This is a genomic window from Microcystis sp. LE19-10.1B, assembly GCF_027530565.1.
GTDB classification, from domain to species: Bacteria; Cyanobacteriota; Cyanobacteriia; order Cyanobacteriales; family Microcystaceae; genus Microcystis; species Microcystis aeruginosa.
In genome coordinates this window covers 1-12,280 of sequence record NZ_JAPZQM010000262.1, presented here as the reverse complement: position 1 = coordinate 12,280, position 12,280 = coordinate 1, and the positions used below count along the sequence as shown (strand labels likewise).

At 46.7% G+C, this 12,280-nt stretch carries 11 protein-coding genes and 3 pseudogenes; 8 read left to right on the top strand and 6 right to left on the bottom strand.

Annotated features, from left to right (window positions below; all coding sequences use genetic code 11):
• Positions 1–248: 248 nt before the first annotated feature.
• Positions 249–1,148: an amino acid ABC transporter substrate-binding protein gene (locus O9332_RS09535; protein ID WP_002757237.1), complete on the bottom strand. Its 900-nt coding sequence runs from the start codon at positions 1,146–1,148 to the stop codon at positions 249–251.
• Positions 1,149–1,189: 41 nt separating this feature from the next.
• Positions 1,190–1,396, bottom strand: coding sequence for a hypothetical protein (locus tag O9332_RS09530; RefSeq protein WP_012267271.1), 207 nt, complete (start codon positions 1,394–1,396; stop codon positions 1,190–1,192).
• Positions 1,397–1,631: 235 nt separating this feature from the next.
• On the opposite strand from O9332_RS09530, the gene O9332_RS09525 reads away from it, so the two are divergent.
• The 3 genes from O9332_RS09525 to O9332_RS09515 all read left to right on the top strand — a co-directional run bounded on the left by O9332_RS09525 (position 1,632) and on the right by O9332_RS09515 (position 3,086).
• Positions 1,632–2,258, top strand: coding sequence for a TenA family protein (locus O9332_RS09525; RefSeq protein ID WP_002757233.1), 627 nt, complete (start codon positions 1,632–1,634; stop codon positions 2,256–2,258).
• Between the two features lie 15 nt (positions 2,259–2,273).
• Complete coding sequence (locus O9332_RS09520) at positions 2,274–2,681, top strand: DUF2605 domain-containing protein (RefSeq protein WP_002757231.1); 408 nt, start codon at positions 2,274–2,276, stop codon at positions 2,679–2,681.
• 99 nt (positions 2,682–2,780) lie between these two features.
• On the top strand, positions 2,781–3,086 hold the full coding sequence (locus tag O9332_RS09515) for a DUF2973 domain-containing protein (protein WP_002732775.1): 306 nt from the start codon (positions 2,781–2,783) through the stop codon (positions 3,084–3,086).
• Here O9332_RS09515 and O9332_RS28380 read toward each other — a convergent pair.
• Positions 3,027–3,269 (bottom strand): annotated as a pseudogene (locus O9332_RS28380) (hypothetical protein). The gene O9332_RS09515 and the pseudogene O9332_RS28380 sit on opposite strands and share 60 nt — an antisense overlap.
• A 48-nt stretch (positions 3,270–3,317) precedes the next feature.
• On the opposite strand from O9332_RS28380, the gene O9332_RS09505 reads away from it, so the two are divergent.
• Complete coding sequence (locus tag O9332_RS09505; RefSeq protein ID WP_288025121.1) at positions 3,318–3,965, top strand: YqiA/YcfP family alpha/beta fold hydrolase; 648 nt, start codon at positions 3,318–3,320, stop codon at positions 3,963–3,965.
• Positions 3,966–4,099: 134 nt separating this feature from the next.
• Positions 4,100–4,225, top strand: a complete 126-nt coding sequence (locus tag O9332_RS09500) for a hypothetical protein (RefSeq protein WP_288025117.1) — start codon at positions 4,100–4,102, stop codon at positions 4,223–4,225.
• Between the two features lie 78 nt (positions 4,226–4,303).
• Here the strand turns inward: O9332_RS09500 and O9332_RS09495 are convergent, their stop codons facing one another.
• Positions 4,304–4,870 carry a hypothetical protein gene (locus tag O9332_RS09495; protein WP_002757226.1) on the bottom strand — a complete coding sequence of 189 codons (567 nt, stop codon included), beginning with the start codon at positions 4,868–4,870 and terminating at the stop codon, positions 4,304–4,306.
• A 307-nt stretch (positions 4,871–5,177) separates the two neighbouring features.
• Positions 5,178–6,695 (bottom strand): annotated as a pseudogene (locus tag O9332_RS09490) (hypothetical protein).
• Between the two features lie 467 nt (positions 6,696–7,162).
• Between O9332_RS09490 and psaA the strand changes: the two are divergent.
• The 3 genes and pseudogenes from psaA to O9332_RS28010 all read left to right on the top strand — a co-directional run.
• Positions 7,163–9,409 (top strand): photosystem I core protein PsaA, encoded by a 2,247-nt coding sequence (gene psaA, locus O9332_RS09485; RefSeq protein WP_002757220.1) that lies wholly within the window; start codon positions 7,163–7,165, stop codon positions 9,407–9,409.
• Positions 9,410–9,587: 178 nt separating this feature from the next.
• On the top strand, positions 9,588–11,801 hold the full coding sequence (psaB, locus tag O9332_RS09480; RefSeq protein ID WP_002757218.1) for a photosystem I core protein PsaB: 2,214 nt from the start codon (positions 9,588–9,590) through the stop codon (positions 11,799–11,801).
• A 230-nt stretch (positions 11,802–12,031) separates the two neighbouring features.
• Positions 12,032–12,139: pseudogene (locus O9332_RS28010) on the top strand (DUF29 family protein); the annotation flags it as partial.
• A gap of 27 nt (positions 12,140–12,166) precedes the next feature.
• Here the strand turns inward: O9332_RS28010 and O9332_RS09475 are convergent.
• The coding region (locus O9332_RS09475) for a transposase (protein WP_288025126.1) at positions 12,167–12,280 on the bottom strand (114 nt) is incomplete at its 5' end.

Here is a 12,280-nt window from a genome sequence, read left to right as displayed (position 1 = left end):
ATTGTCTATCTTTTGGTATTAACCTATTTGTGCCTTAAGTCCTTTCCTGTATGAATTTCAGCTACTTTTGAGCGTAGTTGCTCTCATCGAATTTTATTTTAAGTTAATTATTTGCATAACAATTCCCGAAGAGCCAAATTTTCCTTCCTCCTTTAAAAACCCACCTCCCCACTTCCCACTTCCCCATTCATAATTATTCCCACTTGCAAGAGTGCCTTTTTGAACCTTTCCCTAAAAAGGTCTTAATTTTAGGGAAATACAGTTAAAGGAATCCATTCGTAGGTGTTGACAATGCCTTGAAAATAATCATTAATAGTTTCTCTGGAATAGGGAACAACACCCTCTTCACCAAACCAACGTTCATAAATTGTCACCGCTTGTTGTTGGTCACTAACGATCCCTTCCATGAATTTTAATAGGGTATAATTAACCGTATCGCGCCATTTAGAGTCATTTTCAGGTAAAGTACAGGCATAGGATTCGTAGGCGTAGGGATAGGAGGGAACTATGGCTAAATTATTGGGATTTTTAGCGTTTTTCCTTAAACCTTCTAGGGTAATGCCATCGCTGGCAAAACCATCAATTTCTCCCGCTTCTAGTTTTTGTAAACCCTCGCCACGATTTTTAACTTTGACCAAAATAGCGGCGGGTTGTTGAGTTTTAATTACTGCTTCATTAGTAGTATTGGCAATTACTCCAATGCGTCTGCCTGCCAAGCTACCGATGTCATCAAGATTACTACCTTTGCGGGTTAACAATTGAGTGCCACTGGCAAAATAACTAACGGAAAAATCAACTTCATTTTCTCTTTTCCAAGTAAAAGTAGTGGAGCCACATTCGATATCTATCACCCCTGTTTTCAACTTTTCAAAACGATTTTGGGGAGTAATCTCAACAATTTTTAACTTAATTGGTTTTCCTAACTTCCGTTCGGTTTCTTTGCGAATTAACTCTAACATATCAAGGCTGTAACCCACCCACTTGCCCTGGGAGTTGACAAAACCAAAGGGAATAGCATCTTTACGAGCGCCCGCAGTAATTACCCCAGTTTTTTGAATGCGATCGAAGATTGCTCCGGCAAGGCTAGAATGGTTACTGGTGAGGGTTAAAGCTACTGTCATCGTCATGACGGCAAGTGTACGCTTCATTTTTTTTCCTAATCTGAAAGTGGCTCAAGTCTGGGACTGTTTCAGGAGACTGAGAGTTTCCCAGAGGAAGATTTTTCAGAGGAGATTGCTGGGGACAAAAAAAGAGGAGAGATGTTACTCTCTCCCCCTTTCAGTTTTTTCGACAGCATTTTAAATTGTTTTTTCAGTTGTCGCTGTCGGGCTGAACCGCCCTTGCCTTTGTCGTTACGTCCCTGACGGCGGGGGGACTCCCATCGCTTAAGTCGCATAGTTTTTAATTCAAATTTGGTTAGTTATCTGTATTGTAACAGGGTTAGCGTCAGTTTGGGTTAAGGAAATGAACTGACGGGGTGTAGGGTGTGGGGTGTGGGGTGTGGGGTTTTACCCATTTTCAGTAACCCATGCGGGCGTTGGGTTTCATGCTTCAACCCAACCTACATTCATCTTATATTTAATTCCACCCACCCACTTAACCAACCTTGTCCACCTAATTAGTATTTTCCTATGCTTAGTCAGCAACTTTGGCACAGCCATCAAGATCTAGTACAAGCTTGTCTAGAACACCCTTTTGTGCGAGGTATCGCCACAGGAGAGCTTAAACGGGACTGTTTCGCTTTCTATGTCGGTCAAGATGCTTTTTTTCTGGAATCTTTCGCCCGTGCTTACAGTATCGCCGCCGCTAAAGCTCCCGATTGGCAGGGATTCACTAGCTTTCATCGGTTAGCGGCAGGGGTATTAAAGGAATTAGAATTACACGAAAATTACGCTTTACAGTGGGGGGTTGACCTGAGAAAGGTTCAGCCCGCTAATGCCACCCGTTGCTATACGGATTTTCTTCTCGCTACCGCTTGGATGGGTGATATCGGTGCGATTGCCGTGGCGATGAGTCCCTGTATGCGTCTTTATGCTTATCTGGGTCAACAATTAGCCTTAGAGCCGATTCCTGAGAATCCCTATCAAGCTTGGATTGATAGTTATAGTGGGGATGAATTCGCCGCTTTAGCAAGCCAGTTAGAGGAATTGGCGGATAAATACGCCCCGATGACGGAAAATATCTCTTTATCCTATCGTTATGCCCTTAGTTGTGAACAGGAATTCTTTAGTGCCGCCTACAGCTGGGGCAAATCTTAAAATTTTCCCGTCACAATGTTAAGAAATATAAATAACGCTAAGATTAAGGTAAGCAAAATCGTCATTATAAGAATAATGTTTCCTTCGCAACCCACCGAAAACGAACTCCTGAAAACTATATTGGAACCTCTACTAGAGGATTTCACCCATTGGTTTTCCCGTTCCCGTCTCCTCCTCGAATCCGAGAGATTATCCTTTCTCAGCGTCGAGGAACAAAACGATTTATTGGCAAGAGTCAAAAACGCCCAACAGGAGGTGGCCACGGCTTATTTACTCTTTAAAACCACAGGTGGTCAGGTGGGTATCGAGGCCAAGATGTTGTTGCCTTGGCATCAGTTGGTGGCAGAGTGTTGGGGAGTCAGCAGTCGTCGTCGTCGATTACAGGGTTGGGGAGAATATCAATCTCCTCAAACTGATGCTTAACCTGAAACTTTTTGGTAAGCTAGAGAGTTGAGCGAATTTTTAGCATAAAGTTTTGGCAATTAGGGAATATTCACACATAATTCATGGGAGACTCGGCCAATGTTACATCTGCTCTATATCCTCGCCTTCACAGTTATCGCTTTTTTGACCATTAATAATTTAATTCGGAGTCTGATTACTGTCAGCATGGATTCCCAGAAACGTCCTGCTAAATCGGCTAATTCCTATAATCCCTACGGTTATCCCATGACTTCCCATCCCGAACTTTTGGACGAGGCCGGACAACCGATTAATGAACCTCTGTTAGTGATTCGTTCTCTCACTGTCGAAGATGCTCGTCAGCAGTTAGATGCCATTTATAATTCTTCTCCCAGTGCCACCAAAGAGCAAGATGAAGAAATCTAATTGGGGTTGGCTGAATAAATCTAAAAATCTTGTTGGGTAAGACTTTGAGACCTTTTTGAAATCCAAAAGTGCTAGGCAAGAGAGTGATCAGGGGGAAAATTCAGGTGCTTTTTCCCCGAAAATTAGGTAATTGACCTCCTCAAAATCGGTAAAACCCTACACCCCACACCCCACACCCCACACCCTGCCCCCACCAGCAAACTTTTTCAGCAGACCCTAATTGGTTCTAGAATGGCGGTCTTTGAAAACAGATATATTTATCTACACGGTTTTGCTTCTGGCCCCCAATCAACAAAAGCGCAATTTTTGAGACATTGTTGGCAAAAGAGGGGTTTAGCAATGGAAATTCCCGATCTTAACGGTGATGACTTTTCTAGCTTAACTCTCACTCGTCAGATTGTTCAAGTCGGCCAATTGATTGAACAATCTCAGTTTCCCGTTACACTGATTGGTTCCAGTTTTGGCGGTTTAACGGCAGCTTGGCTGGCAGAAACTTATTTTCAGGTGCAAAGGCTCGTTTTATTAGCTCCCGCTTTTAATTTCGGGCCGATTTGGTTAGGACAATTGGGAGCAGAAACCCTAGCCAATTGGCAAAAATCTGGGAGTTTATCGGTTTATCACTACGGTTATCGTCGTTATCTGCCGATTTATTACAAGTTTATTGAGGATTTAGCTAATTATCCCCAAGAAAAGTTAATCAGGCAGCTCCCCACCCTGATTATTCATGGCAGTAACGATGGGGTAATTCCCCCAGAAAATAGTCGCTATTATGCTTTTTCTCGTCCTTGGGTACAGTTAATCGAATTAAATAGCGATCATGCCCTTACCGATGTTTTGACGAGAATCTGGGCTGAAATACAATTATTTCTCAATTTTTGACTAAATAGGGTTGGCTGAATAAATCTAAAAACCTTGTTGGATAAGGCTTTTAGACTTTTTTTCCCTCAAAAAGTGCCAACCATTGGAGTGATCGGGGGTAAAATCCCTGGACTTTTTCCCTGAAAATTAGGTAATTGACCCCCTCAAAATCGGTAAAACCCTACACCCTACACCCCACACCCTACCCCCACGAAAAACTTTTTCAGCAAACCCTAAATAAAAAACCCCCCCTTCGATCGGAAAAAGAGGAGGAAGTTTAGTGCATTTGTATTGGGCTTTGAGAAGATTTTTCAGCTTCTCAGTCTAAAGACAAGAGATTTTCTCCTGATGTCTTCCCACTACCAAAGTCCGCGGATAGGAGATACACTAGGCTCGGGAGCGGGTTGAGGAGCAACTTCAGTAAAGGTTCTGGTTTCCGGCGGTAAAGCGGGAAGTCCCCAAGCGGGTTCTTTTTGGTTAACTTCTCTTAAAAGTTGCGAGCGAGTAGCGCTGGTGGAGATTTCCGATTTTAGTTTCAAGCGGGAAACCCAATAGGGACGAGCTTTACCCACATAAACTAATTTGCCATCTACCACTTGCAAAATCACGTCATCACCACCCATGGCATCCCCAACAATACGAGCGGTGGTTCCGTCGGCAAAGTCGCCACTGAAAATTTCTTTGCCATCCACTGTCACAGGTCTGATCAATTGGATGGACAGAATTCCACCCACGGTTCCCCGGACGCGACCCAGTATATAGTCACCGGGGTTGAGTTGTGGCTCACCTCTGTAGGTGTTATGGCCGCGCAGTTGACTGATCAAGATTTCGTTATTTTGTGGTCCTGCTTGTGCGGGTACAGCGCCAAGGGTAGTTAGGGCAACTAAACCGGCAAAACCAGCGACAAGGGAAATTTTGTTAAACACAATTACCTCAAGCAAAAAGTTAGTAAATTACCTAGAGACGTTCTAGATTATAACTTAGTTCCCAATTTTGTCTATATTGCGAAATATTTGTTTAATAATTTCTCGATCGAGGTGTTGAGGGTTGGGGGTTGGGTTTTTAGGGTGTTAGGGTGTTGGGGTGTTAGGGTGTTAGGGTGTTAGGGTTTTAGTTGAAATTCCCCCATTCCCCTACCCCCCCACCTCCTAATTCATAATTCATAATTCCCACCTCCCCACTTCCCCATTACCCTCATTACCCTATCCCCTAAAAACTCGATTAAGCTGGGTTTTAAGATCGATCGATATTGCTGAATAATTCAGGATCGAGGATGGGTAGTTCGATATCTGTTTCTGCTGGGGGAGAGGGTAACTGGAAACGATTTAAGGTTTGTTGAATGCGATCGAAAATGGTGATTTTTTGCTCGCTATTGTTCTGGGGTTCGGGAATAGGTTCCACTTCTACCGGAGGCTAAATACTAGAGGCCGGTTCGTTAATCTCCTTTGTCTCCGGTATGGTGGTTAAGGGAGATTCGATCGCTTCAGGGGTTTCCTCTACCTTTTCGATTGTTTCTGTCTCTACTGGTTTTTCTTCCACTATTGGGGTTTCTGGCTCAATAACAGGAGTTTCTTCCACTATAGGGGTTTCTGGCTCAATAACAGGAGTTTCTTCCACTATAGGGGTTTCTGGCTCAATAACAGGAGTTTCCTCCTCAATAACAGGGATTTCCTGAACTATAGGGGTTTCTGGCTCAATAACGGGGGTTTCTTCCACTATTGGGCTTTCTGGCTCAATAACGGGAGTTTTTTCCTGTAGACTGGGAATGGTTTTATAGTTGGGATCAACAATGCTACGGGCAATTGTAGGGGATAAATCGCCGCGGACTAATTGACTAAGGCCGTCTCGGTAAGAGGGATCAAAGCTAATCACGCGCACGCTGGTATTAAACTCGTTTTCGATTTTATTTCCCTTACCATCGATGAATTCTAATTGTACCCAGTTATTGCCCTTGGCAAAACCCTTGAGATAGATCGGTTCCCAAGTATCAAGCAGAAAACTTTCACCGTTGACAGTGACACGAATGCGCCAATTTTGAAGACTATTATCCTCGTTGGCAGTATTGGGCAGACGTAGAGGAGCATTACTCAGATAAAAATCGAGCAGGATCGGTTCTGCGCCGTAGATTCCTTGCGGACTACTGTAGGTTAACAGGGGTAAGTTGTTATCAGGGGCATTTTTGCCTGTTTTTGTCAGAATATGAAAGGTTGTTTCAGCGAAGGCCCCATCATTTTTAAAACTTTCCTGCCAAGGCCGCATGGACAAGACGCGGAGGGTGTGAGTACCGGGGGCAAGATTTTCTAGGATAATCGGTTGCTTGAGGTCGTAGATAGCCGCTGCTGGTTCATTATCGACAATTAGGCTCAAGTGGGGTCCTAATTTCAGGGTATCGTCTTGGAAAATTGGCAGATCTGACACTTGTAGTTTAACTGTCACCTGAGGGTCATCGAAAACTTGTTCGGCCAGAGGACTGAGAATCGTTACTTGGGGAGCGTAACGATCTAAACTGGGTCGCAGTTCCTGAATTAGGGCCGGGGGGGCAACCTCAGAAATGCGGCCTTGGACGACGGGAAGATGAAGGGTTTCGGAAGTGGGGAGATTGGTAGCCGTCAGGCGATCGCCACAGGCGGTTAACAGAATGGTCAGTAAACCGATCACAAGACATATACGAAGGGTTTTGACTGGGATTAATTTATGTAGTAGGGATAGCACGTTCCTCCTAGAGCCAAGGCCAAAATCTATACAAACCATTGATTTTTGCTAGAGTCATTGAATGCTCTGGTGTCAGCAAAAGCGCGAGAAGATGAGGTTATGGCCTCAATTTTACAGAATTGTTTGATTGTTTTTTGAGAATCTATCTATTGAATTTTCTATATGGTCTGGTGAGGGAGAAAAAGGTGAAATCGGCTTCTGGGGCGACAATTAATAAACTTTTGTAAAGAAAAATTACCGGTCTGACCCTGACTAAGACCGTCCATAGCAGAAAATGTCTCTCCTATCAAGGATTGAGAGAATTTTAATTATTGTTAAGCACAACGAACAGAGGAGAGAACAAAGACTTATCATCTACTATTGATGCTTTCGACTGGAATCTCACCCAAGAGGAAAGTCAAGCGACATTAACAAAAGGTGGGTCAGATTTCAACTTGCCTTTTTTAGGTTAAAAAATCTATCCTCAAATAAAACGCTAAGTCTATTGTCGAGAGAGGAGAATCCTCATGGCACTCCCCCCCAAAGCGGTAGCTAAAGTGATTGTAGATAAAGACCCAGTACCTACTTCCTTTGAGAAGTGGGGTCAGCCGGGGCATTTTGATCGCACTTTAGCCAAAGGACCCAAAACCACCACCTGGATTTGGAACCTACACGCCAACGTCCACGATTTTGATAGTCAAACCAGCGATCTAGAAGATATTTCTCGGAAAATCTTCAGCGCCCACTTCGGACATCTCGCCGTTGTCTTCGTTTGGCTGAGTGGAATGTACTTCCACGGCGCGAAATTTTCTAACTATGAAGCTTGGTTAACCAACCCGCTCGCCATCAAACCCAGCGCCCAAGTGGTCTGGCCGATCGTCGGTCAAGGCATCCTCAACGGCGATGTGGGCGGTGGTTTCCACGGTATTCAGATCACCTCTGGTCTGTTCTACCTCTGGCGCGCCTCCGGGTTCACCAACAGCTATCAGCTATACTGCACCGCTATCGGTGGTTTAGTTATGGCGGGCCTGATGCTGTTTGCCGGTTGGTTCCATTACCACAAAAGCGCACCGAAACTGGAATGGTTCCAAAACGTGGAATCGATGATGAACCACCACTTGGCGGGTTTACTCGGCTTAGGTTCCCTAGGTTGGGCCGGTCATCAGATTCACGTTTCTTTACCGGTGAACAAACTCCTCGATGCGGGAGTCGCTCCCCAAGACATCCCCTTGCCCCACGAGTTCATTCTCGAACCGAGCAAGATGGCGGACTTATATCCCAGTTTCGCCCAGGGTTTGACCCCCTTCTTTACCCTTAACTGGGGTGCTTACTCGGATTTCCTCACCTTCAAAGGTGGCTTGAACCCCGTGACTGGTGGTCTCTGGCTTTCCGATACCGCTCACCATCACTTGGCGATCGCTGTATTATTCATCATTGCCGGTCATATGTACCGTACCAACTGGGGTATCGGTCACAGCATGAAGGAAATCCTCGAAAACCACAAAGGTCCCTTCACCGGTCAAGGTCACAAAGGACTGTACGAAATCCTGACCACCTCTTGGCACGCCCAGTTAGCGATTAACCTGGCTCTCTTAGGTTCGCTAACCATCATCGTGGCCCACCATATGTACGCCATGCCGCCTTATCCCTATCAGGCGACTGACTACGCCACCCAACTATCCTTGTTCACTCACCACACTTGGATCGGTGGCTTCTTAATCGTCGGTGCGGGAGCGCACGGAGCGATCTTCATGGTGCGGGACTACGATCCAGCCAAAAACGTGGATAACCTGCTCGATCGGATGATCCGTCATCGCGACGCAATTATCTCCCACCTGAACTGGGTATGTATTTTCCTTGGCTTCCATAGCTTCGGTTTATACATTCACAACGACACCATGCGGGCTTTTGGTCGTCCCCAAGATATGTTCTCGGATACGGGAATTCAACTACAACCCATCTTTGCCCAATGGGTACAAAGTCTCCACACCCTGGCCCCCGGCAACACCGCTCCTAACGCTCTCACTACCGCTAGTTATGCTTTCGGTGGCGACGTAGTAGCAGTGGGTGGCAAAGTGGCCATGATGCCGATCACCCTCGGTACTGCCGATTTCCTCGTGCATCACATCCACGCCTTCACCATCCATGTCACCGTGTTGATTCTCCTCAAAGGGGTTCTCTACGCTCGCGGTTCCCGTCTGATTCCCGATAAAGCGAATCTCGGTTTCCGTTTCCCCTGCGATGGTCCCGGTCGCGGCGGTACCTGCCAAGTTTCCGGTTGGGATCACGTTTTCCTCGGCCTGTTCTGGATGTACAACTCCATCTCGGTCGTAATCTTCCACTTTAGCTGGAAAATGCAGTCCGATGTCTGGGGAACCGTCGCCCCCGATGGCACTGTCACCCACGTTACCCTCGGTAACTTCGCCCAAAGTGCCATCACCATCAACGGTTGGTTACGGGATTTCCTCTGGGCGCAAGCAGCGCAAGTCATTAATTCCTATGGCTCTGCCCTGTCTGCCTACGGAATCATGTTCCTAGCCGGTCACTTCGTCTTCGCGTTTAGCTTGATGTTCCTGTTCAGTGGTCGCGGCTACTGGCAAGAATTAATCGAGTCGATCGTCTGGGCGCACAACAAGTTAAGAGTTGCCCCCGCTATCCAACCTCGCGCCCTGAGCATCATTCAAGGTCGTGCCGTTGGTGTGGCTCACTACCTCTTAGGCGGTATTGTCACCACTTGGGCATTCTTCTTGGCCAGAAGTCTCTCGATTGGCTAAACTTGCCTATAAGGGCTTGCCAGTCCCCCGGGGATTGGCAAGACTAGGCAGAACCAGCGTCGATTGACCGATACCTCTGTAAGCGTTTCCTATTACAGTGGGTGAATTGAAAAAAGGAAATAACCAGCACTCGTGTAAGAGCCTCAGTTATTTAGAGAGGAGAATTTCCTAAACAGCTATGGCAACTAAATTCCCTAAATTTAGCCAAGATCTAGCCCAAGATCCGACTACCCGTCGGATTTGGTACGGGATCGCCACAGCCCACGATTTTGAAAGTCATGATGGCATGACGGAAGAGAATCTCTACCAAAAGATTTTCGCGTCGCACTTCGGCCACATTGCAATCATTTTCCTGTGGACTTCCGGTACTATATTCCACGTCGCTTGGCAAGGTAACTTCGAGCAGTGGATCAAAGATCCCTTAAACATCCGTCCCATCGCCCATGCGATTTGGGATCCCCAGTTCGGTAAAGGCGCTGTAGATGCCTTCACCCAAGCTGGCGCTTCTAATCCGGTTAACATCGCCTATTCCGGGGTTTACCACTGGTTCTACACCATCGGTATGACCTCCAACCAAGACCTATACCAAGGTGCGGTGTTCCTGCTGATTCTCTCGGCGATTTTCCTCTTTGCTGGCTGGTTACACTTACAACCTAAGTTCCGTCCTAGCCTCGCTTGGTTCAAAAACGCTGAATCTCGCCTGAACCACCACCTCGCCGCTCTGTTCGGTGTTAGCTCTCTGGCTTGGACCGGACACCTCGTTCACGTTGCTATCCCCGAATCCCGCGGTCAGCACGTTGGTTGGGACAACTTCCTCTCCACTCCTCCCCACCCGGCGGGTTTACTACCCTTCTTCACCGGTAACTGGGGTGTGTATGCAGAAAACCCCGATACTGCTAACCACATTTTCGGTACTGCCCAAGGCGCGGGAACTGCGATCCTCACCTTCTTAGGTGGTTTCCATCCCCAAACCGAGTCCCTCTGGTTAACCGATATGGCTCACCACCACTTGGCGATCGCTGTGATCTTCATTGTGGCTGGTCATATGTACCGCACCAACTGGGGCATCGGTCACAGCATCAAGGACATCCTTAATGCACACAGACCCCCCAGTGGTAAGTTAGGAGCCGGTCACAAAAATCTTTATGACACGGTTAACAACTCTCTCCACTTCCAACTCGGTTTGGCTCTCGCTTCTTTAGGCGTGATCACCTCTCTGGTGGCGCAGCATATGTACGCGCTACCCCCTTATGCCTTTATCGCTAAGGACTACACTACCCAAGCGGCTCTTTATACGCACCACCAATACATCGCTGGTTTCCTAGCGGTGGGTGCTTTCGCCCACGGTGCTATCTTCTTCGTGCGTGACTATGATCCCGAAGCGAACAAAGATAACGTGCTGGCGCGGATGCTGGAGCATAAAGAAGCGATCATCTCTCACCTAAGCTGGGTTTCCCTTTTCTTAGGTTTCCACACCCTCGGCCTCTACGTTCATAACGATGTGGTCGTCGCTTTCGGTACTCCCGAAAAACAAATCCTGATCGAACCTGTGTTCGCTCAATTCGTGCAAGCAGCTTCGGGTAAAACCCTGTACGGCATGAACGTACTGTTGTCTAACCCCGATAGTATCGCTTACACCGCCTATCCCAACTACGGTGATGTTTGGTTACCCGGTTGGCTAGACGCAATCAATAGCGGCACTAACTCCTTATTCTTAACCATCGGTCCTGGCGACTTCCTCGTTCACCATGCGATCGCTCTTGGTTTACACACCACCGTTCTAATCCTGGTTAAAGGTGCTTTAGACGCTCGTGGTTCCAAATTAATGCCCGATAAAAAAGACTTCGGGTATTCCTTCCCTTGCGACGGTCCCGGCCGTGGCGGTACTTGCGACATCTCTGCTTGGGATTCCTTCTACTTAGCCATGTTCTGGATGTTGAACACCCTGGGTTGGTTAACCTTCTACTGGCACTGGAAACACCTCGGTGTCTGGTCGGGTAACGTGGCTCAGTTTAACGAAAACTCCACCTACCTGATGGGCTGGTTCCGCGATTACCTCTGGGCTAACTCGGCTCAGTTAATCAACGGTTACAATCCCTACGGTGTTAATAACCTTTCTGTCTGGGCCTGGATGTTCCTCTTTGGACACCTCGTTTGGGCAACCGGTTTCATGTTCCTGATCTCTTGGCGTGGTTACTGGCAAGAGTTGATCGAAACTATCGTTTGGGCCCACGAACGTACTCCTCTGGCGAACCTCGTTCGTTGGAAAGACAAACCCGTGGCTCTCTCGATCGTTCAGGCTCGTTTGGTTGGTTTAGCTCACTTCACCGTTGGCTATATCTTCACCTACGCCGCCTTCTTGATCGCTTCCACTGCCGGCAAGTTCGGCTAAACCTTGAATTAGGTGACTAAAAAACCCCCCGCCCATTGGTGGGGGGTTTTGTTTATGATCGATAATAAAAGCGCGGCTCAATCTCAAAAATCTATGCAGGTGGAAGAATTCGGCAATTCTCATTTTGAAACGATTTTGCGTTGTTTCAGCGATCTAGAGACTCGTTAAGAATTATTAACCCCTCTAGGTGCAAGGGTTTTAATGTCATGAAACCTTAAAATGAGAATTGCTGGGAAGAATTAAAACAACTTTATGATCAGGACTTTGTTTTGTGGATTGAGCGAACCACCGAACAAATTCGACGCGGGGAGATGAAAAATTTAGATTGGGAACATCTTTGGCTCTTCGTTACTCTTTATGCTAAATCAACATACAAGATGCCAAGACAACATACTTCTAACCCAAAAATTCCGAAAGTTTCTCAAGCCATAGGCTCTCCGTTTTATTAGTTTAAGTTTATTGTTGATTCCCTCGACCAC

What these genes read in the sequence shown, in the direction of transcription:
- O9332_RS09535 (WP_002757237.1), bottom strand. Translation starts at nt 1,148, where the DNA reads ATGAAGCGTACACTTGCCGTCATGACGATGACAGTAGCTTTAACCCTC.
- O9332_RS09530 (WP_012267271.1), bottom strand. Translation starts at nt 1,396, where the DNA reads ATGCGACTTAAGCGATGGGAGTCCCCCCGCCGTCAGGGACGTAACGAC.
- O9332_RS09525 (WP_002757233.1), top strand. Translation starts at nt 1,632, where the DNA reads ATGCTTAGTCAGCAACTTTGGCACAGCCATCAAGATCTAGTACAAGCT.
- O9332_RS09520 (WP_002757231.1), top strand. Translation starts at nt 2,274, where the DNA reads ATGTTAAGAAATATAAATAACGCTAAGATTAAGGTAAGCAAAATCGTC.
- O9332_RS09515 (WP_002732775.1), top strand. Translation starts at nt 2,781, where the DNA reads ATGTTACATCTGCTCTATATCCTCGCCTTCACAGTTATCGCTTTTTTG.
- O9332_RS09505 (WP_288025121.1), top strand. Translation starts at nt 3,318, where the DNA reads ATGGCGGTCTTTGAAAACAGATATATTTATCTACACGGTTTTGCTTCT.
- psaA (WP_002757220.1), top strand. Translation starts at nt 7,163, where the DNA reads ATGGCACTCCCCCCCAAAGCGGTAGCTAAAGTGATTGTAGATAAAGAC.
- psaB (WP_002757218.1), top strand. Translation starts at nt 9,588, where the DNA reads ATGGCAACTAAATTCCCTAAATTTAGCCAAGATCTAGCCCAAGATCCG.